This window comes from Amycolatopsis balhimycina FH 1894 (assembly GCF_000384295.1).
GTDB classification, from domain to species: domain Bacteria; phylum Actinomycetota; class Actinomycetes; order Mycobacteriales; family Pseudonocardiaceae; genus Amycolatopsis; species Amycolatopsis balhimycina.
This window is the reverse complement of sequence record NZ_KB913037.1, coordinates 116,508-139,630: the sequence shown is the minus strand read 5'-3', so window position 1 is coordinate 139,630 and position 23,123 is coordinate 116,508. Positions and strand designations below refer to the sequence as shown.

The 23,123-nt window shown below is 74.6% G+C and carries 2 protein-coding genes; both read right to left on the bottom strand.

The annotated features are described in order from the left end of the window. Positions 1–4 precede the first annotated feature (4 nt). The gene (locus tag A3CE_RS55880) at positions 5–17,674 is read right to left on the bottom strand and encodes a type I polyketide synthase (protein WP_020638039.1); all 17,670 of its coding nucleotides are present in this window, start codon (positions 17,672–17,674) and stop codon (positions 5–7) included. Next, on the bottom strand, positions 17,587–22,923 hold the full coding sequence (locus A3CE_RS55875) for a type I polyketide synthase (RefSeq protein ID WP_026468008.1): 5,337 nt from the start codon (positions 22,921–22,923) through the stop codon (positions 17,587–17,589). The genes A3CE_RS55880 and A3CE_RS55875 overlap by 88 nt, the downstream gene beginning before the upstream one ends. Positions 22,924–23,123: the final 200 nt, after the last annotated feature.

Below are 23,123 nucleotides of genomic sequence, written 5' to 3'. Positions count from 1 at the left end.
CCGTTCAGTCCTGTCCGGAACCGAAACCCTGATCGATGATCGAGAACAGCTCGTCCACGGAGACGCTGCTGAGGTCGTCATCGGTCCGGCCTTCATTCTTGGCCGGTTGGGAGTAGGACAATTGCCGGACTCGTGCGGTCAGGCTTTCCAGTCGGTGCAGGATCCGCTCGCCGTCCCGGCCCTTCGCGGTCTTCGGGTCGAGGAGGGCTTCCAGCCGGTCGAGCTCGTCCACCAGGGACCCGCCCGCGGCCCGGCTCACCGGCGCCAGCTTGCCCATCAGGTACTCGGCCAGCAGCGACGTCGTCGGGTAGTCGAAGACCAGGGTGGCCGGCAGCTTGAGCCCGGTGGCCGTGGTGAGGCCGTTGCGCAGCTCGACGGCGGTCAGCGAGTCGAACCCGAGGTCCTTGAAGCTCTGCGTGGCCCCGACGGACCCGGCGTCGCCGTGTCCGAGCACCCGGGCGACCTGGGTGCGCACCGCACCCAGCACCGTGTCCTGCTGCTCACTGGGCGACAGGCCGGCCAGCCGGTCGCCCAGCGCGGCCACCGGCTGGGAGCCCCGGACCGCGGCCCGGCGCTGCGGCACGCGGACGAGCCCGCGCAGCACCTCCGGCAGCTCGTCCCGGGCCCGCAGGGCGGCCGCGTCGAACCCGGTCGCCACCAGCAGGGCGCGATCGACGGCCCGGGCGGCGTCGAAGAGAGCCAGGCCGGTCGCGGCGGGCAGCGGCGGGAAGCCGGACCGGCGCATCCGGTCCAGGTCGTTGGCCGACAACGTGGCCGTCATGCCGCCGGCCGGCTCCCAGGAACCCCAGGCGATGGACTGCCCCGGCAGGCCCTGGGCGCGGCGGTGGGCGGCCAGCGCGTCGAGGAAGGTGTTGCCGGCCGCGTAGTTGCCCTGGCCGCGGCCGCCCAGCACGCCGGCCAGCGACGAGAAGGTGACGAACCCGGCCAGCGGCAGGTGCCGGGTCGCCTCGTGCAGGTGCCAGGCCGCGTCGACCTTGGCCGCCAGCACGGGTCGCAGGCGTTCCGGGGTGAGTGAGGTGACGAGGCCGTCGTCCAGCACGCCGGCCGCGTGCACCACGGCGGTCAGCTCGCCGCAGCGGGCGACCAGGTCGGCGGTGGCCGCGGGATCGGTGAGGTCGCAGGCGAGCACCTGCGCCCGGGTCCCGGCGGCCGCCAGCTCGGCGACGAGCTCACCGATGCCCTCCGCCGCCGGCCCGCGGCGGGAGGTCAGCACCAGGTGCCGGAATCCCCGCCCGGCCAGGTGCCGGGCCAGCAACCGGCCGAGACCGCCCGTCCCGCCGGTGATCAGCACTGGCCGCTCGGGGTCCCAGGCCGCGTCAGCCGGCACTGGGCGCTCGCGGTTCCCGGCCGCCACGTGCCCTGGCCCAGCCACGGTCTCGCCGCCGAACCCATCGACCGGCACCGGCCGCTCGGCTTCCCCGGCCACCGCCGCCTCGGGAACGGCGGTGGTCGCGCGGACGAACCGGCCGGCCAGTACCCGGCCGTCCCGGATCAGGGCTTCGCTGTCCTCGCCGGCCACGGCCCGGGCCAGCGCGGCCGGGTCGAGGTCGCCGGCGTCCAGGTCCACCAGACCGAAACGGCCGGGGTGCTCGGACCGGGCGCTGCGCACCAGGCCCCAGACCGGAGCCGCGGCCGGCTGGTCCGCGTGGGCGCCGCGGGTCAGCAGCACCAGCCGGGACGCGGACCCGGCGTCGGTCACCGCCAGCCACTCCCGGGCCAGCTCGAGCGCCCGGTCGGCGGCCGTGTGCGCGGCCTGCGGCAGCTCTCCCGCAGCGTCCACGCTGACCAGCACCACCGCGGGCGGGGTGCCCAGCGCGGTCAGGCCGGGTGCCGTGCGCACGTCGACGCCGTGGTCGCGCAGCGCGTCCGCGACCTGCCAGGGATCGGTGCCGACCACGGCGACCTCGGTGGTCTCGGTGGTGGACGTGGTGGCGGTGACCGGCGCCCAGTCGATGCCGAACAGGCCGTCCCGGGTGTTCGTCGCGGTCTCGGCCGGGAGGGCGCGCAGAGCCAGCGCGCCGACCGTGATCACCGGCGCTCCGGTGGCGTCGACCGCGGTCAGCCGCACGGACTCGTCCTCGGCCCGGTGCAGCCGGACCCGCAGCGTGCCGGCGCCGTGCGCGTACAGGTCGACGTCGCGCCAAGCGAACGGCAAGGCCGGTCCCTCGTCCTGGGCGCGGTCCTCGGAACGCACGAAGCGGATGGCGTGCAGGGCGGCGTCCAGCAGGGCCGGGTGCAGGCCCAGGCCGCCCTGGTGGGCGTCCTCGGGCAGCTCGACCTCGGCGAACCAGTCGCCGTCGGCGCCCCGCCAGACCGCCCGCACGCCCTGGAACACCGGGCCGTAGTGCAGGCCGAGGACGGCCAGCCCCGGGTAGAACCCGGTGATGTCGGCCGGGGTGGCTCCCGGGGGCGGCCAGGTCGTGAATCCGTCGTCCGGCGGCGTCGCCACCGGAGCCAGCGTTCCGGTGGCGTGCCGGGTCCAGTCGCCGCCGTCCGGGCGGGCGTGGATGTCCAGTGCGCGCAGGCCCGTCGCGTCCGGCTCGGCCACCCAGACCTGGACCTGCACAGCGTCCCGCTCGGGGATGACCAGCGGGGCCAGCAGCGTCAGGTCTTCGATCCGGCCGCAGCCGGCCTCGTCGCCGGCGCGGATCGCCAGTTCGACGAACCCGGTGCCGGGGAACAGGATCCGGTCGCCGACGACGTGATCGGCCAGCCAGGGGTGGGTTCGCACGGACAGCCGTCCGGTCAGGGCCACGTCCGAACCGCCCTCGGTCACGCCCGCGCGGGCGGTCACGGCGGTGAGCAGCGGGTGCCCGGTGGCGTCCGCGCCGGCCACGCCCGGCGTGGGCCAGAAGCGCCGGTGCCGGAAGGCGTAGGTGGGCAGGTCGACCCGCCGCGGTTCGAGGGGGGCGAAGAAGGCGTCCCAATCGACGGCGACGCCCTGCACGTACGCCGCACCCAAGGCCCGGAGCAGGCACTCGCCCTCGGGCTTGTCCTTGCGCAGCGCGGGAATCCCGGTCACGCCCGTCAGCGCGGCCACGTGCGTGGTCAGCGTGGCGTCCGGGCCCAGTTCCAGGAACGTGCGGATTCCGTTGGTGTACAGGGTTTCGAGCGTGTCAGCGAAGCGGACGGTGTCCCGGACGTGCCGGACCCAGTAGCCGCTGCCGAACTCGGTCACCAGGTCGCCGGTCAGGTTCGAGACGACCGGAATCTCGGGCGCTCGGAACGTGATGCCGTCCAGAGCTCGGGCGAATTCGTCCAGCATGGGCTCCATCAGGCTGGAGTGGAACGCGTGCGACACCGGCAGCCGCTTGGCCCGGTCCGCCCTGATCGCGCTGATCGCCTCTTCCGTGCCGGACAGCACGACCGCGTTCGGGCCGTTGACCGCCGCAATCGACACCTCGGTCCACTGCCGCGCTTCTTCCTCGGTGGCCTGCACCGCCAGCATCGCCCCACCCGACGGCAACGCCTGCATCAACCGGCCCCGCGCCTCGACAAGCGCACACGCATCAGCCAGCGACAACACACCAGCCACATGCGCCGCCGTGATCTCACCAACACTGTGCCCAGCCACAAAATCCGGCCGGACACCCCACGACACCACCAACCGGAACAACGCCGTCTCCACCGCGAACAACGCCGGCTGCGTAAACCGCGTCTCGTCCAGACCATCCCCAGACCACATCACCTCCCGCAAACCCTCGATCCCCAGCTGTTCCACCACCTCGTCCAGCGCGCTGGCGAACACCGGATACCGGGCATACAACTCACAACCCATCCCCGCCCGCTGCGCACCCTGGCCCGAGAACAGGATGGCCAGGCGGCCGTCGCCGGTTCCGGCGTCGCTCAGCTCGCGCAAGGCGGCGCGGCCGGATTCCCGGTCCGCGGCGAGCACCACGGCCCGGTGGTCGAACGCCGTCCGGGTGGTGGCCAGCGACCAGCCGATGTCCACGGTGCCGCCGTCCGGGAGACGGTCGGCCAGCTGCGCGGCCTGCGCCGGGAGCGCGTCGGCGGTCTTGGCCGAAAGCACCCACGGCACCAGCACGTCCCGCGGTTCCCGCTCAGCCGGCGTGACCGGGTCCGCTGCCTCGATGATGGTGTGCGCGTTGGTGCCGCTGATCCCGAAGGAGGACACCGCGAACCGGCGCGGCCGATCGGTCTCCGGCCACGGCGTCGCCTCGGTCAACACCCGCACCGCACCAGCGGACCAATCGACCTGCGACGAGGGCGTGTCCACGTGCAAGCTCGGCGGCAACATCCCGTGGCGCATCGCCAACACCATCTTGATGATCCCCGCAACACCAGCCGCCGCCTGCGTATGCCCGATGTTCGACTTCACCGAACCCAACCACAACGGCGTCTCCCGCTCCCGACCATACGTCGCCAGCAACGCATGCGCCTCGATCGGATCACCCAGCCTCGTCCCGGTCCCATGCCCCTCGACCGCGTCGACGTCCGAAGTGGACAAACCAGCCGACGCCAGCGCCTGCCGGATCACCCGCTGCTGCGAAGGACCATTCGGCGCCGTCAGGCCATTCGACGCGCCATCCTGGTTCACCGCCGAACCCCGGACGACCGCCAGCACCTCATGACCGTTGCGCTGGGCGTCGGAAAGCCGTTCCAGCACCAGCACACCGACACCCTCCGACCAGCCCGTGCCATCAGCGCCCTCGGCATACGCCTTGCACCGGCCGTCCGGAGCGAGACCGCCCTGGCGCGTGAACTTCACGAACCCGTTGGCCGAGGCCATCACGGTGACGCCGCCGGCCAGTGCCAGCGAACACTCCCCCGCCCGCAACGCCTGCCCCGCCCAGTGCAACGCCACCAGCGACGACGAACACGCCGTGTCCACACTCACCGCCGGCCCTTCCAGACCCAGCAAGTACGACACCCGGCCGGACAACACACTGGCCGAAACCCCGGTCAAGGAGTGCCCGGCCAGATCTTCCTCGGCCCCGTCGACCACAGCGGCGTAGCTCTGGCCGTTGGTGCCCACGAACACGCCGGTGGCGCTGCCGCGCAAGCCGGCCGGGTCGATCCCGGCCCGCTCCAGCGCCTCCCACGACGTCTCCAGCAGCTGGCGTTGCTGGGGATCCATGGCCAGCGCCTCGCGGGGCGACACCCCGAAGAAGGCATTGTCGAAACCGGCCGCGTCGGCCAGGAACCCGCCGTACTGCGTGTCGCTACGGCCGGGGCCGTCGCCGGCCAGCGCGGCCAGGTCCCAGCCGCGGTCCTCCGGGAAGGGCCGCACGGCGTCCTCGCCGCCGATCACCAGCCGCCACAGGTCCTCCGGGGAGGACACCCCGGCCGGGAACCGGCAGGCCATGCCGACGATCGCGATCGGCTCACCGGACACGTCCCGGGTCTCCACCGCGGGCGCCTCCGGCCGGCTCTCGCCCAGCAGCGTGGTCAGCAGGAATCCGGTCAGCACCTCGGGTGTCGGGTAGTCGTAGACGAGCGACACCGGCAGCGACAGCCCGGTGGTCGTGCCCAGCCGGTTGCGCAGCTCCACCGACATCAGCGAGTCGAAACCCAGCTCGCGGAACTCCCGGCCGGCCGCGACCTCCACGGCCGACGCGTGGCCGAGCACCTCGGCGGCGACCGCGCGGACGTCGGCCAGCACCCGGTCCCGGGCCTGGGCGCGGGTCAGCTCGGCGAGCTCGGCGGCGAAGCCCCCGGCGACCGGCCGGAGCGCGCCGGCGGCGGCACGGCGGGCCGGGACCAGCTCGTGCCAGAGCGGGGCCAGGCCGGTCCGGGCCCTCAGCACGGTGTGGTCCGGACGCAGCGCCAGCAGCAGGGCGTCCGGCGCGGACACCGCCGCGTCGAAGAGGGCCAGGCCGTCCGCCAGGCTGAGCGGCGGCAAGCCGTCGCGGCGCATCCGGGTGAGGTCGGCGGCACGCAGCCGGGAGGCCATGCCGGCCTCGGGCGACCAGGCACCCCAGGCGACGGCGACCGCGGGCAGCCCCTGACCGTGGCGGAGCAGCGCGAGACCGTCGAGGAACGTGTTGGCGGCGGCGTAGTTGCCCTGACCGGCGGAACCCAGCGTGCCGGCCACGGAAGAGAACAGCACGAACCCGGCCAGGTCATGGCCCAGGGTGGCCTGATGCAAGTTCCACGCGGCATCGGCCTTCGCCCGCAGCACATCGTGGATCCGTTGGGGGGTCAACGAACCGATCACACCGTCATCCAGCACCCCGGCCGCATTCACCACCGCCGTCAACGGCGGCTCAACACTGCCGACCAGCTCCCGCACCGCCTCGGCGTCGGCCACATCACAAGCCCGGACCTCCACCCGGCAGCCCAGCCCGGCCAGCTCCGCCACCAGCTCGTCGACGCCGTCTGCGGCCGGACCGGAGCGGCTGACCAGCGTGACGTGCCCGAAACCCTGCCCCGCCAAATGCCGGGCCAGCACCCGGCCCAGCCCACCGGTCCCACCACTGATCAACACCGAGCCGTCCCGATCCCACCCGGACTCCGCCCGCAGCAGACGGACCGGCCGCAAGCGAGCCGCCCGCACCTCACCCGCACCAACCCGCAACTGCGGCTCGGCCGAAGCCAACGCGGCGGTCAGGTCGCCCGGACCCGCGGTGGGGTCCAGATCGATCAGGCGGATGCGGCCGGGGTTCTCCGACTGCGCCGAGCGCACCAGGCCCCACACCGTGGCCGCGGCCAGGTCCGTGCCGGACCAGACGCCCCGGGTCAGCACGACCAGCTCCACCGCACCGCAGCGCGGTTCGGCCAGCCACTCCTGGACCAGCGCCAGCGCGCGGACCGCGGCCCGGTGGGCGGAGCCTTCGCCGGCCAATGCGGCCAGCACCCGCTGTTCGTCCCCGGTCAGGTCCGCGAGGGTTTCGATCGAGCCGAAGCCCTCGGCCGGCCCGAACGGGTCGGTGCCCAGCAGCACGGTCCGGCCGGGGGTGTCCGCGGTGGCCGTGGCGGGCAGCCACTCCACCCGGTACAGGGTCTCGGCAGCCGCGTCGATCCCGGCCGGCTCCCCGAACCGGATCCGCTCGGCGGTCAGCACCGGCTCACCGGCCGTGTCGACCGCGGTGAGCGACGCGGTTTCGCCCGCCACGACCAGCCGGACGCGCAGCACGGTGGCACCGGCCGCCCGCAGCGTCACCCCGGCCCACGAACGCGGTACCCCGGTCACGCCGGCCTCGGCCAGCACCGCCGGCGACAGCACGGCCTCCAGCAGCGCCGGGTGCAGGCCGTACCCGCCGGGCTCGGCGACCTCGGCCGCGAGGAACAGTTCCGCGCCCCGCCGCCAGGCTCCGGTCAGGCCGGGCACGTCCAGCAGTTCGGCTTCGGCCGGCGGCCACGCCACCGCGACGGCGGGGGTGGGCCCGCTCGCCGTCAGGAACCCGGTGGCGTGCTCGGTCCACGGCACGTCCGGCGCGGCGGCCGGACGCGAGTGCACGGTGACGGCGCGTCGACCGCCGTCGTCCTCGCCCACCCGGACCTGCACCGCGAGCGCGTCGCGTCCGGGCAGCACCAGCGGCGCCCCCAGGTCCAGCTCGGCCAGGTGCCCGCAGCCGACCTCGTCCCCGGCCCGGATCACCAGGTCGAGCAGCGCCGCGCCGGGCACCACCCCGTCCGGCGGCCACGGGTGGGTGCGCGCGGACAACCGGCCGGTGAGCAGCACGCCGGACTTCGACGGCAACACCACCGCGGCCGCGACCAGCGGGTGCCCGATCGCCTGCTGGCCCAGGCCGGAGGCATCGCCGGTGCCGGTGACCGGCTCCGGCCAGAACCGCCGGCGCCGGAACGGGTAGGTGGGCAGGTCGACGACCTTCGGCTTCAGCGGCGCGTAGAACGCGGTCCAGTCGACCGGCACGCCCCGCACGTGCAGCGCGGCCAGCGCGTGCACCAGGCACTCCTCCTCGCCGCGATCGCGGCGCAGCGCCGGGATCGCGGCCACGCCGTCGCGCGCGGCCAGGTGTGTGGTGAGCGTGGCGTCCGGCCCCAGTTCGAGGAACGTGCCGACGCCGTCGTCGTGCAGGGCGCCCACGGTGTCGGCGAACCGGACGGTTTCCCGGACGTGCCGCACCCAGTAGCCGATGTCGGCCAGCTCGTCCCCGGCCGGGCGGCCGGCGAGGCCGGCGGCGACCGGGATGCGCAGCGGGTGGAAGGCGATGCCGTCCAGCGCGTGCGCGAACTGGGCGAGCATGGGTTCCATCAGCGGCGAATGGAACGCGTGGGAGACGGCCAGCCGGGTTCGGCGGTGGCCCTCGGCCTGCCGTTCGATCGCGGCGATGGCGTCCTCGGCGCCGGCCAGGACCACCGCGGCGGGGCCGTTGACCGCGGCCAGCGACGCCCGGTCCTCGTGGCCGGCGAGCCACCGGCGGGCCTGCTCCTCGGTGGCCTGCACCGCGAGCATCGCGCCCCCGGCCGGCAACGTCTGCATCAGCCGGCCGCGCGCAGCGACCAGGGCGCAGGCGTCCGGCAGGGAGAACAGCCCGGCCACGAAGGCGGCGGTGATTTCGCCGATGCTGTGCCCGGCCACGAAGTCGGGGTGGACGCCCCACGACTCGACCAGCCGGAACAACGCGACCTCGACGGCGAACAGGGCCGGCTGGGTGTAGCGGGTCTGCTCCAGGTTCGTGCCGGACCACATCACTTCGCGCAGGTCCGTCAGACCCTGCTCGGCCAGCTCGGCCAGCACTTCGTCGAGAGCACGCGCGAACACCGGGAAGCGGGCGTGCAGTTCCCGGCCCATCCCGGCGCGCTGCGCGCCCTGGCCGGAGAACACGACGGCCAGCCGGCCGTCGGGCCGCTCACACTGCACCAGCGGGCGGCCCGCCAGCAGCGACTCGTGGTCGGCGTAGGCGGCCCGGTGGTCGAAGCCGGCCCGGGCGGTCAACAGGGACCAGGTCACGTCCACCGGGTCGGCCCCGGTCGCGAACCCGGCCAGTGCGGCGCCCTGGGCCTGCAGCGCCTCGGGCGACTTGGCCGACAGCACCCAGGGCAGCACGACGCCGGGCCGGGACACCGGCGGCGCGGCCTCGGGTTCCGGCTGCTCGAGGATGACGTGGGCGTTGGTGCCGCTGATCCCGAAGGAGGAGACGCCCGCCCGGCGCGGGCGGCCGCCTTCGGGCCAGCCGACGTTCTCGGTGAGCACGCTGACCGCGCCCGCGGTCCAGTCGACGTGGCCGGAGGGCCGGCCGACGTGCAGCGTCTTCGGCAGGACGCCGTGGCGCATGGCCAGCACCATCTTCATCACCCCGGCCACGCCGGCCGCGGCCTGCGTGTGCCCGATGTTGGACTTGACGGAACCGAGCCACAGCGGGGTTTCCCGGTCCTGGCCGTACGTGGCCAGCAGGGCGTGGGCCTCGATCGGGTCACCCAGCTTCGTGCCGGTGCCGTGCCCTTCCACGGCGTCCACATCGGACGGAGCCAGGCGCGCGGCGGCCAGTGCCTGCCGGATCACCCGCTGCTGGGCGGGACCGCTGGGCGCGGTCAGGCCGTTGGACGCGCCGTCGGAGTTGACCGCGCTGCCGCGCAGCAGGGCCAGGACCTGGTGCCCGTGGCGGCGGGCGTCCGACAACCGCTCCACGACCAGCACGCCGACCCCTTCGGCCCAGCCGGTGCCGTCCGCGCCTTCGGCGTAGGCCTTGCACCGGCCGTCCTCGGCCAGGCCGCCCTGCTTGGAGAACTCCACGAACAGCGTCGGTCCGGCCATGACGGTCGCGCCACCGGCCAACGCCAGCGAACATTCCCCGTTGCGCAGCGCCTGCGCCGCCAGGTGCAGAGCCACCAGCGAGGACGAACAGGCCGTGTCGACCGTGACCGCCGGGCCCTCCACGCCGAGCGTGTAGGCCACGCGGCCGGACAGCACGCTGGGGATGGTGCCGGTCATCCGCAGCCCCCGGGTGTCCGGGTGGCCGGTCAGCATGCCCGGGTAGTCGCTGCTGGACGCGCCGAGGAAGACCCCGGCCCGGCTGCCGCGCAGGCCGGCGGGGTTGATCCCGGAGCGCTCCAGCGCCTCCCAGGAGGTTTCCAGCACCAGCCGCTGCTTCGGGTCCATCGCCAGCGCCTCGCGCGGGGCGATGCCGAAGAACTCGGCGTCGAACCCGCCGGCGTCGCGCAGGAAGCTGCCGAACCGGGTGGCACTGCGGCCGGGGGCGTCCGGGGCGTCGGCGCCCAAGGCGTCCAGGTCCCAGCCTCGGTCCTCGGGGAACGGCGTGATGGTGTCCCGGCCGCCGGCCACGACCTCCCACAGCCGCTCCGGCGTGTCGATCCCGTCCGGGAAGCGGCAGGCCATCCCGACGATCGCGATCGGGTCGTCGTCCGGGGCGGCGGAAACCTCCGCCGCCGGGGCGGCGACGGGGGCCGTGGCCGGCTCGACCCGCTCGAGCAGGTGCCCGGCCAGCTGCTCCGGCGTGGGGTGGTCGAACACGAGGGTGGCGGACAGCCGGAGGCCGGTGGCCTGACCGAGCCGGTTGCGCAGCTCGACCGCGGTCAGCGAATCGAAGCCCAGTTCGCGGAACTCCCGGTCCGGGCGGATGACTCCGGCGTCCGCGTGCCCGAGCACCAGGGCGGCCTGGGCCTGGACCAGGGCCAGGGTGTCCTGCCGGCGCTGGGTGTCGCTCCGGCCGGCCAGTTCGGCGGCCCAGCCGCCCGGCTCGGCCGCGGTGGCGTCGCCCGGGCCGGCCCGGCGCAGCGTCACGCGCTTCGGGCCGGCCAGCCCGCGCAGCAGGTGCGGCAGGGCGTCGCGGGCGGCCAGCTGGCGGGGATCGACGTCGACGGCGACCACGAGCGGTTCGACCGCCCGGACGGCCCGGTCGAACAGGGCGAGGCCGTCTTCGGCCCGCAGCGGCGGCAGGCCCTTGCGGCGCATCCGGCTCATGTCCTGTTCGGACAGTGTGGCGGTCATCCCGCCCGCCGGTTCCCAGGCGCCCCAGGCGATCGACACACCGGGCAGGCCCAGCGAGCGGCGGTAGGCCAGCAGACCGTCCAGGAAGGTGTTGCCGGCGGCGTAGTTGCCCTGCCCGGCGGACCCGAAGATCCCGGCGACGGAGGAGAACGCCACGAACCCGCCGACCCGCCGGTGGCGGGTGGCCTCGTGCAGGTACCAGGCGCTGTCGGCCTTGGCCGCCAGCACCCGGCCGAGCCGGTCGGCGGTGAGCGATTCGACCAGCCCGTCGTCCAGCACCCCGGCCGCGTGCACGATGCCGGCCAGCGCCGGGTACGCGGTGACCAGGCTGGTGGTCGCGACCGGATCGGTCAGGTCGCAGGTCCGCAGGTCCACCCGGGCGCCCGCGGCGGCCAGGTCGGTCACCAGCTCGTCGATGCCCTCGGCACGGGGGCCGCGGCGCGAGCTGAGCACCAGGTGCCGGAAGCCCTGCCCGGCCAGGTGCCGGGCCAGGAGCCGGCCGAGGCCGCCGGTGCCGCCGGTGATCAGCACCGGCAGGTCGCGGTCCCAGGCCCGCGGCAGGGTCAGCACGAGCTTGCCGACGTGCTTGGCCTGGCTCATCATCCGCATCGCGTCGGCGGCCCGGCGCACGTCGAACGCGCGAGCCGGCAGGGCGCGGAGGGTGCCGTCGGCGACCAGCTCGGTGAGCCGGCTCAGCAGTTCGCGGGTCCGGTCCGGCCCGGCTTCCGCGATGTCGAAGGCGCGGTAGCCCGGGATGTCGGTGCGCGGGTCGGTCTTGCCCATTTCGGCGAACCGGCCGCCCTCGGCCAGCAGCCGCACCGAGGCGTTCAGGAACTCGCCCGCGAGCGAGTTCAGCACCACGTCCATGCCGTGGCCGCCGGACACCGCGCGGAAGTTCTCCTCGAAGTCCAGGGCACGGGAGGACGCGATGTGGTCGGCGGCGACGCCGAGCTCGCGCAGCACCGGCCACTTCGGCTCGCCGGCCGTGGCGAACACCTCCGCCCCCAGCCACTGCGCGACCTGGATCGCGGCCATGCCGACGCCGCCGGCGCCGGCGTGGATCAGCACCCGGTCACCGGGCCGGACGGCGGCCACGTCGATCAGGCCGTACAGCGCGGTGAGGAACGCGACCGGCGCGCCGGCGGCCTCCTCGTCCGACCACCGTTCCGGCACGACGGTCAGGAACCGCTCGTCCACGACGGCGGCCGGGCCGAAGCCGCCGGTGACCCGCCCCATCACCCGGTCACCGACCCGCAGGTCGGTGGCTCCGGGCCCGGTCGCGGTGACCACGCCCATCGCCTCGGCGCCGAGCAGCGGCACCTCGCCCGGGTACATGCCCAGCGTGTTGAGCACGTCCCGGAAGTTCAGGCCGGCCGCGTGGACCTCGATCCGCACCTCTCGCCCGCGCGGTTCGGGCAGCTCGCACGGCACCAGGCCCAGGCCGTCCAGGCTGCCCTGCTCGACCAGGCCCAGCCGCCAGGTTCCGGTGCCTTCCGGCACGGCGAGGCCGGTGTCGGCGGCGACGAGGGCGCCGGTCAGCACCCGGCCGTCGCGGACGAGCACCTCGGGCTCGCCGCCGGCCAGCGCTCCGGCCAGCACGGCCCCGTCGGCCTCGGCGGCCGGATCCAGGTCCACCAGCGCGAAGCGGTCCGGGTTTTCGGTGAGCGCGGCCCGCACGAGGCCCCACACCGGGGCGGCGACCACCCCGTTCACCCCGGACGGCGACTGGGCTCCCCGGGTCACGAAGACCAGCCGGGAACGGGTGAACGCGTCGTCGGCCAGCCACTGCTGGATCAGCCCGAGCGCGACGGTGCTGACCGCGTGGGTCGCGGCGGGTACGCCGACGACGTCGTCCGGCACGCTCAGCGGGGCCAGCACCAGGCCGGGCGCGGGGACGGCGGCACCGTCCCGCGTGGTCAGGTCCGGCAGCTCGAAGACCTGCCGGACCGGCACGCCGACGCGGTCGAGGGCGTCCCGCACGCCGAACGAGTCCGCGCCGACCAGGGCGACGTCGGGCAGCGGGGCGTCGGTCGAGCCGGCCGGGGTCCAGCGGATCGTGTGCAGCGCGCCGCGGTGCCGGGCCGGCGGGGCGCTGCCGACCACACGATCGCGCAGGGAGTCGATGGTGATGACCGGGCGGCCCGTGCCGTCCACGGCGGTGATGGCCATGGCGTCGCCACCGAGGTCGGCCAGCCGGACCCGCAGCCGGGTGGCGCCGGCCGCGTGCACGGTCACGCCCTGCCAGGCGAACGGCAGCCGCTGCTCGTCCCCGACCGGGCGAGCCACCAGCAGGGTGTGCAGCACGGCGTCCAGCAGGGCCGGGTGCAAGTCGAACCGGGCCGCGGCGGCCACGGCCTGCTCCGGCAGCTCGACCTCGGTGAAGTACTCACCGCCCCGTCGCCACACCGCGGTCAGGCCCTGGAACACCGGGCCGTAGCCGTAGCCGGAGGCGGCGAAGCCGCGGTAGCAGCCGGTCACGTCGATCGGCTCCGCGCCCGGTGGCGGCCAGGCTTCGAACCCGCCGACCGGCTCGGCGGGGGGCGCGGTGGTGAGCTCGCCGGTGGCGTGCCGGGTCCAGTCGCCGCCCTCGAGGCGGGCGTGGACGGCCAGCGCGCCATCGCCGTTCACCCGGACCTGGATCTGCACGGCCTCCCGCTCGGGGATGACCAGCGGGACCAGCAGGGTCAGCTCTTCGATCCGGCCCAGGCCTGTCTCGACCCCGGCGCGGGTGGCCAGTTCGACGAAGCCGGTGCCGGGGAACAGCACCTGCCCGCCGACGGCGTGGTCGGCCAGCCAGGGGTGGGTGCGCAGCGACAGCCGCCCGGTGAGGACCAGGCCGGTGTCGTCGGCCATCGGCACCAGCGCGCTGATCAGGGGGTGGCCGGTGGCCTCCAAGCCGTGCCCGGCGGCGTCGCCTGTGGCGCGCGGAGTGGGCCAGTACTGCTCGTGCTGGAAGGCGTAGGGGGGCAGGTCGACCCGCCGCGGTTCGAGGGGGGCGAAGAAGGCGTCCCAATCGACAGCGACGCCCTGCACGTACGCCGCACCCAAGGCCCGGAGCAGGCACTCGTCCTCGGGCTTGTCCTTGCGCAGCGCGGGAATCCCGGTCACGCCGGTCAGCGCGGCCACGTGCGTGGTCAGCGTGGCGTCCGGGCCCAGTTCCAGGAACGTCCGGACGCCCTCGCCGTGGAGGGTGTTCAGCCCATCGGCGAAGCGAACCGTGTCCCGGACGTGCCGCACCCAGTAGCCGACGCTGCCCGGGCCGGTGCACCCACCGGTCACATTGGACACCACGGGGATCGTGGGTTCGTTGAACGTGATGCCGTCCAGAGCTCGGGCGAATTCCGCCAGCATCGGCTCCATGAGGCCGGAGTGGAACGCGTGGCTGACCGGCAACCGCTTCGCGCGCCCGGCCTCGATGGCGTCGATCGACTCCGCCGGCCCCGACAACACCACGGCGTCCGGACCGTTGACCGCGGCAATCGACACATCCGTGCCCTCGATCCACGCCAGAGCCTCGGCTTCGGTGGCCTGCACCGCCAGCATCGCCCCACCAGCCGGCAGGCCCTGCATCAACCGGCCCCGCGCCTCGACAAGCGCACACGCATCAGCCAGCGACAACACACCAGCCACATGCGCCGCCGTGACCTCACCAACACTGTGCCCAGCCACAAAATCCGGCCGGACACCCCACGACACCACCAACCGGAACAACGCCGTTTCCACCGCGAACAACGCCGGCTGCGTGAACCGCGTCTCGTCCAGACCATCCCCAGACCACATCACCTCCCGCAAACCCTCGATCCCCAGCTGTTCCACCACCTCGTCCAGCGCGGCGGCGAACACCGGATACCGGGCATACAACTCACGACCCATCCCCGCCCGCTGCGCCCCCTGGCCCGAGAACAACACCGCGAACTTGCCGTGCGTTCGTTCCCCCACTTCGCCCAGCCGGCGCAAGGCGGCGACGCCGGATTCCCGGTCCGCGGCGAGCACCACGGCCCGGTGGTCGAACGCCGTCCGGGTGGTGGCCAGCGACCAGCCGACATCGACTGCGTCGCTTTCGGACAGTTCTCCGGCCAGCCGGCGGGCCTGTGCCCGCACCGCTTCGGGCGACTTCGCCGAGAGCACCCACGGCACCAGCACGTCCCGCTCGGCCACCTCGACCGGTGGGACCGGTTCGGGGGCCTCGATGATGGTGTGCGCATTGGTGCCGCTGATCCCGAACGACGACACCGCGAACCGACGCGGCCGATCAGCCTCCGGCCACGGCGTCGCCTCGGTCAACACCCGCACCGCACCGGCGGACCAATCCACCTGTGTCGACGGGGCATCGACATGCAAACTCGGCGGCAGCACACCGTGGCGCATCGCCACCACCATCTTGATGATCCCCGCAACACCGGCCGCCGCCTGGGTGTGGCCGATGTTCGACTTCACCGAACCCAACCACAACGGCGTCTCCCGCTCCCGACCATACGTCGCCAGCAACGCATGCGCCTCGATCGGATCACCCAGCCTCGTCCCGGTCCCGTGGCCTTCCACCGCGTCGACGTCCGAAGTGGACAGACCAGCCGACGCCAGCGCCTGCCGGATCACCCGCTGCTGCGAAGGGCCATTCGGCGCCGTCAAGCCGTTCGACGCGCCATCCTGGTTCACCGCACTGCCACGCACCACCGCCAGCACGTGGTGGCCGTGGCGCTGCGCATCCGCCAGCCGCTCCAGCACCAGCACACCGACACCCTCCGACCAGCCCGTGCCATCAGCGCCCTCGGCATACGCCCTGCACCGGCCGTCCGCGGCGAGACCGCCCTGGCGGGTGAACTTCACGAACCCGTTCGGCGACGACATCACCGTCACCCCACCGGCCAGTGCCAGCGAACACTCCCCCGCCCGCAACGCCTGCCCCGCCCAGTGCAACGCCACCAGCGACGACGAACACGCCGTGTCCACACTCACCGCCGGCCCTTCCAGACCGAGGGTGTAGGCGACCCGGCCGGACAGCACGCTGGCCGAGACCCCGGTGAGCGTGTGCCCGATCAGGTCTTCCTCGGCACCCTCGACCACCGAGCCGTAACTCTGGCCGTTCGTCCCGACGAACACGCCGGTGGCGCTGCCGCGCAGCCCGGCCGGGTCGATGCCCGCCCGCTCCAGCGCCTCCCACGACACCTCGAGCAGCTGGCGCTGCTGGGGATCCATGGCCAGCGCCTCGCGGGGCGACACCCCGAAGAACGCGTTGTCGAAACCGGCCGCGTCGGCCAGGAACCCGCCGTACTGCGTGTCGCTGCGGCCGGGGCCGTCGCCGGCCAGCGCGGCCAGGTCCCAGCCACGGTCGCCGGGGAAGTCACCGATGGCGTCTCGGCCGGCCGAGACCAGCTCCCACAGCTCCTCCGGGGAGGACACCCCGGCCGGGAACCGGCAGGCCATGCCTACGATCGCGATCGGCTCACCGGAGACGTCCCCGGACTCGGCCACCGCGGTGCCGGCCCGCTCGCCGAGGAGCATCGCCGCCAGGAACCCGGCCAGCACCTCGGGCGTCGGGTAGTCGTAGACGAGCGACACGGGCAGGGACAGCTGCGTCGCCGCGGCCAGCTGGTTGCGCAGCTCCACCGACATCAGCGAGTCGAAACCCAGCTCGCGGAACTCCCGGCCGGCCGCGACCCCCACGGCCGACGCGTGGCCGAGCACCTCGGCGGCGACCGCGCGCACGGTGGTCAGCACCTGCTCGCGCACCTGGGCCCGGCTGAGCCCGTCGAAGGCACCGGCCGGGGCGGCGGTGCCGGTGGCCGCGGTGGCGCGCCGGGCGCCGGCCAGCTCGTGCCAGAGCGGGGTGAGATCGGTCCGGGCCCGGAGTGCGGAATGGCCGAGGCGCAGCGGGACCAGCAGCGGGTCCTCGGCCGCGACCGCGGTGTCGAACAGGGTCAGGCCCAGCTCCACCGACAGCGGTGGGAGGCCCTCGCGGTGCATCCGGGCGATGTCGACGTCGCGCAGCCGCGAAGCCATCCCCACCTCGGGCGACCAGGCGCCCCAGGCCACGGACACCGCAGGCAGCCCGAGACCGCGCCGGTGCAGCGCCAAGCCGTCGAGGAACGTGTTGGCGGCGGCGTAGTTGCCCTGACCGGCCACGCCGAGGCTGCCGGCGATCGAGGAGAACAGCACGAACCCGGCCAGGTCGCGGCCCAGGGTGGCCTGATGCAAGTTCCACGCAGCGTCGGCCTTCGCCCGCAGCACATCGTGGATCCGTTGGGGGGTCAACGAACCGATCACACCGTCATCCAGCACCCCAGCCGCATTCACCACCGCCGTCAACGGCGGCTCAACACTGTCAACCAGCTCCCGCACCGCCTCGGCGTCGGCCACATCACAAGCCCGGACCTCCACCCGGCAGCCCAGCCCGGCCAGCTCCGCCACCAGCTCGTCGACGCCGTCTGCGGCCGGACCGGAGCGGCTGACCAGCGTGACGTGCCCGAAACCCTGCCCCGCCAAATGCCGGGCCAGCACCCGGCCCAGCCCACCGGTCCCACCACTGATCAACACCGAGCCGTCCCGATCCCACCCGGACTCCGCCCGCAGCAGACGGACCGGCCGCAGCCGGGCGGCCCGCACGTCGTCCACACCAACCCGCAACTGCGGCTCCGCAGACCCCAGCGCAGCAGCCAGGTCGGCCGGACCCGCAGTGGGATCCAGATCGATCAGGCGGAACCGGCCGGGGTGCTCCGACTGCGCCGAGCGCACCAGGCCCCACACCGCCGACGCGGCCACGTCCGTGCCGGACCACACACCGCGGGCACCACGGTCAGCGTGGCGCCGCCGAAGCGGGGCTCCGCCAGCCACTCCTGGGCCACGGCCAGCGCGCGGCAGCTCAGGTCGTGCGCGGAGACGCACTCGTCGGCGTCGTCACCGGAGAACGCGACCAGCACCGGCGCCGAGCCGTCCCGGATCTCGGCCAGGCCGGGCACCCGCCGGCCGGCGTCGAGATCGTAGGGGTCGGGGCCGACCAGGATCGGCCGGCTCGCGGACGCCGCGGCCGACGTCGGCAGCCAGTCGATGCGGTAGAGGGTCCGGCGGTCGGCGTCCGGCCGGACCGGCTCGGGGTCCAGGTCCAGCTCGGCGGTGAGGACGGGTGCGCCGTGCGGGTCGACGGCGACGAGGTCGGTGCCGGCCAGCCGGACCCGCAGCACGGTGGCGCCGGTGGCGTGCAGGGTGGTGCGGCGCCAGCGGTGGGCGAAGCCACCGGCGGCCCCGCCCGAAGCCAGCGCGTGCAGCGCGCTGTCCAGCAGCGCGGGATGCAGACCCCAGCCGTCCTCGGCCGGCCCTTCCACCTCCGCGAACACCTCCGAGCCGCGAGTCCGGACGCCGCGGACACCGGGTCCGGCGGCGGTCACGAGCTCGGCGTCGGCGGGCGGCCACTCCATGCCGGTGACGGCCGGGACCGCGGGCCGGCCGAGGTGGCCGGTGGCGTGCTCGGTCCAGTCGTCCGCGCCGGTGCGGGAGCGCAGCACGAACGGGCGGCTCCCGGCCCGCTCCGCGCCCACGTGCACCTGGACCTGCACCGCGTCCTGCTCGGACAGCACCAGGGGCGATCGCACGATCAGCTCGCCGAGCGCGCCGCAGCCCAGCTCGTCGCCGGCGCGGATCACCAATTCCGGGAAAGCGTTGGCCGGGAAGGTGATCCGGCCGTCCGGCCGGTGCTCGGCCAGCCACGGGTGCGTGCGCACCGAAAGGACCCCGGTCAGCACCACGCCGGCGGAGTCCGGGAGGGTGACGGCGGCGCCGAGCACCGGGTGCCCGGTGGTCTGCTGGCCCAGGCCGGACGCGTCCGAGGCGATCGGCTTGGGCGTCGGCCAGTAGCGCTCGTGCTGGAAGGCGTACGTGGGCAACGGGACCGTGCGCGGCCGGTACGGCGCGAAGAAGGCCGCCCAGTCGATCCGGACGCCCCGCACGTGCATCGCCCCCAGCGCCCGCAGGAGACTCTCCTCCTCGGGGTGGCCCTTGCGCAGCACGGCGATCCCGGCCACCTCGGCGAACCCGGCCACGTGCGTGGTCAACGTCGCATCCGGACCGAGCTCGACGAACGTCCGCACCCCCTGGCCCTGCAGCGTGGCCAGCCCGTCGGCGAACCGGACGGTCTCCCGCGCGTGCCGGACCCAATATCCGGCGTCGAACCCGGTGGCCGGCTCACCGGTCAGGGTGGAGACCACCGGGATCTCCGGGGGGTGGAACCCCAGCCCCCGCACGACTTCGGCGAACTCGTCCAGCATCGGGTCCATGAGTCCGGAGTGGAACGCGTGCGACACCGGCAGCCGCTTGGCCCGCCGGCCCTCCGCGAGCGCCAGCACCGCCGCTTCCGGCCCGGCCAGCACCACCGCGTCCGGCCCGTTCACCGCGGCGATCGAGACGTCGGTTCCCTCGATCCACGCCAGCGCCTCGGCCTCGGCAGCCCGCACCGCCAGCATCGCCCCGCCGGCGGGCAACGCCTGCATCAACCGGCCACGGGCAGCCACCAGCGCACCGGCGTCAGCCAGCGACAGCACACCCGAAACGTGGGCCGCGCTGATCTCGCCGACGCTGTGCCCGGCCACGTAATCGGGCTTCACACCCCATGACTCGACCAGCCGGTACAGCGCCACCTCGACCGCGAACAACGCCGGCTGGGTGTATTCGGTCCGGTCCAGGCCGTCCCCGGTCCCCATCGCGGCACGCAGGCCATCGATGTCCAATGTGGACAGTACCTCGTCCAGCGCGGCCGCGAACACCGGATAGCGAGCGGACAGCTCACGGCCCATCCCCGCCCGCTGCGCGCCCTGGCCCGAGAACAGCACCGCGAGCTTGCCGCGGCCGCGGATGCCGGTCGCGGCCGGGCGGCCGGCCCGCAGCGACTCGCGGTCGGTGAACACCGCGGCGTGGTCGAACGCCGCCCGGGAGGCCACCAGGGACCAGGCCACGTCCACCGGGTTCGGCTCGTGCGCGTCGAGGTGCGCGGCCAGCGCGGCGGCCTGGTCCCGCAGCGCGTCCGGCGTCTTGGCCGACAGCACGAACGGAACCGGCGCCTCGGCCGGCTCCGGCTCCGGCTCGACCGGCTCGGGTGCTTCGATGACGACGTGGGCGTTGGTGCCGCTGATCCCGAAGGAGGACACCCCCGCCCGGCGCGGCCGGTCGGTCGCGGGCCAGCCGACCCGCTCGGTCAGCAGGCGGATGGCACCCGCGTTCCAGTCCACCCGGGACGACGGCGTGCCGGCGTACAGGGTCGGCGGCAGCACACCGTGCCGTATCGCCATGACCATCTTGATCACGCCGGCCACCCCGGCCGCGGCTTGGGCGTGCCCGATGTTGGACTTCAACGAGCCCAGCCACAGCGGGGTTTCCCGATCCTGGCCATAGGTCGCGAGCAGCGCCTGGGCTTCGATCGGGTCACCCAGCTTCGTGCCGGTGCCGTGCCCCTCGACCGCGTCGACGTCCGATGGGGACAAGCCGGCCGACGCCAGCGCCTGCCGGATCACCCGCTGCTGCGACGGACCGTTCGGCGCGGTCAAGCCGTTGGACGCACCATCCTGGTTGACCGCGGACCCGCGAACGACCGCCAGCACCTCGTGACCATTGCGCCGGGCGTCCGACAGCCGCTCCACCACCAGCACACCGACGCCTTCGGCCCAGCCGACACCGTCGGCGTCGTCGCCGTAGGACTTGCAGCGGCCGTCCGAGGACAGGCCGCCCTGGCGGGCGAACTCGCCGAACTTGTGCGGGGTGGCCATCACGGTCACGCCGCCGGTCAGCGCCAGGCCGCACTCCCCGTTGCGCAGGGCCTGCGCGGCGAGGTGCAGGGAAACCAGCGACGACGAGCAGGCGGTGTCCACGCTCACCGCGGGCCCCTCCAGCCCCAGGGTGTAGGACACCCGGCCGGACAGCACGCTGGCGGCCAGGCCGGTGCCGGTGTGGCCCTGGAGGTCCTCGGCGGCGTTGCCGGCGACGGCGGCGTAACTCTGGCCGTTGGTGCCCACGAACACGCCCGTGGCGCTGCCGCGCAGCCCGGCCGGATCGATGCCCGCCCGTTCCAGCGCTTCCCACGCCACCTCGAGCAGCTGCCGCTGCTGCGGGTCCATGGCCAGCGCTTCACGCGGCGCGATGCCGAAGAAGCCGGCGTCGAATCCGGTGGCGTCCTCGAGGAACCCGCCGCGGGCGTGCCCGCCGTCGAGCTGCCAGCCGCGGTCCGCCGGGAACTCCGTGGTGGCGTCGATCCCGCCGGCGACCAAGTCCCAGAGGTCCTCGGGGGACCGCACCCCGGCGGGCAGGCGGCAGGCCATGCCGACGATGGCGATGGGGTCGTCGGAGAACCGCCGCGGCGCGGGCGTGGCCCGCTCGTCGCTCCCGGTGCCGAGCAGGGCGCCGGCGAGGAACTCGGCCAGCCCGGTGGGCGTCGGGTGGTCGAAGGCCAGGGACGCGGGCAGGGCGAGCCCGGTGGCGTCGGCCAGCCGGTCTCGCAGCCGTACCACGCGCAGCGAGTCGAAGCCGAGGTCGGCGAAGTCGCGACCCGGGTCCAGGTCACCCTCGGGGCCGGAGCCGTCGGCGGCCAGCAGCGCGGCCGCCTCGCGGGCGACCAGCGCGACCAGGTGCGGCACCCGGTCGGCGGCCGGCAGCCCGGTCAGTTCGCGGGCCAGCGGGCTGTCCACCGCGACCGGGGTCTCGACCGCCGCGGCCGGGGCGGGTGCGCCGACGGGCAGCGGCAGCCGGCGGGCGGGGCGATCGGCGAAGAACGCGGCCCAGTCCGGGCCGGCACCGTGCACGTGCAGCTCGGCCAGCGCGGTCACCAGCGCGCGCTCCTCGTCCTGTCCGGCCCGCAGCGCGGCCACCGCCACGCCGGCGCCGGACAGCGACTCGGCGGCCTGGGCGGAAAGCACCGCGTCCGCGCTCAGCTCGAGCACCGCGGTCACGCCGAGCTCGCGCAGGGTGCCGACGGCGCCGGCGAAGCGGACCGCGCCGCGGGCCTGGCGCACCCAGTACTCCGGGCTGGTCCAGTCGTCGTCGGTCACCTGCGCACCGGTCAGCGTGGACACCGCGGTGAGCCGCACGTCGTGGTAGGTCAAGGATTCGGCGACCTCCCGCAGCCCAGCCAGGGCGGGCTCCACCAGCGGGGAGTGGAAGGCCCGGTTGACCGCCAGCCTCCGGGTGCGGTGGCCCCGCTCACGCAGCTGCCGCTGCGCGGCCAGGACGGCGTCGGTCGCGCCGGAGAGCACCACCGAGCCCGGCGCGTTCACCGCGCCGACGCACAGCTCGTGCTCGTGCCCGGCCAGCACCGGGCGGACCTGCTCCTCGCCGGCCGCCACGGCGACCATGGCCCCGCCGTCCGGCAGTTCTTCCATCAGCCGGCCGCGGTGGGCGGCCAGCCGGGCGGCGTCGGCCAGTGACCAGACCCCGCCGACGTGTGCGGCGGCCAGCTCGCCGATCGAGTGACCGGTCACCACGTCCGGGCGCAGCCCCCAGGACTCCAGCAACCGGAACAACGCGACCTGGAACGCGAACAGCGCGGGCTGGGTGTAGCGGGTGTGATCGAGCAGCTCCGCCTCCGCGGAGCCGGGCGCGGCCCACAGGACGGTCTTCAGTGGACGGTCGAGGTGCCGGTCCAGTTCCGCGCAAGCCGCGTCGAAGGCCGCCGTGAACACCGGGAAACACCGGTGCAGCTCCCGGCCCATGCCGAGCCGTTGCGCGCCCTGGCCGGAGAACACGAAGGCCAAGCCGCCGTGCCCGGCTTCCCCGCGCATGGCGCCGCCGAGGCCGGCCAGCCCGGCCAGCAGTTCCGCCCGGTCCGCGCCCAGCACCGCGGCGCGGTGCCGCAGCCCGCTGCGGCCGGTGGCCGCGGAGAACGCGACGTCCCGCACGGCCGCCCCGGACTCCAGCACGGCCCCCCAGGCCGCGGCCTGCTCGGCCAGCACGCCGGGCTCCGATGCGGACAGCAGCACCGGCAGGAACCCGGCCCGGCCACCACCGGCTGCCGGATCGCCGCCGGCTGCCTGGTCCCCTGCTGCACTGCCCATCACTCGACCACCTCGAACCTCGTAGGTCTTGCCACGGCTCCGATTGGCGACTGTATGAGCGGCCCGACTGTACTTTTTCCCAAAGGCCGCCCGCTGCCGCGCCGAGCAGCCGGTATTCCGGCCAGAGCTGGGGTTTTCCCTGGGCGTACCGGCGCACACTTCGGGCTGACCCGCCACAGCAGCACGAGGTCCGGCCGCGG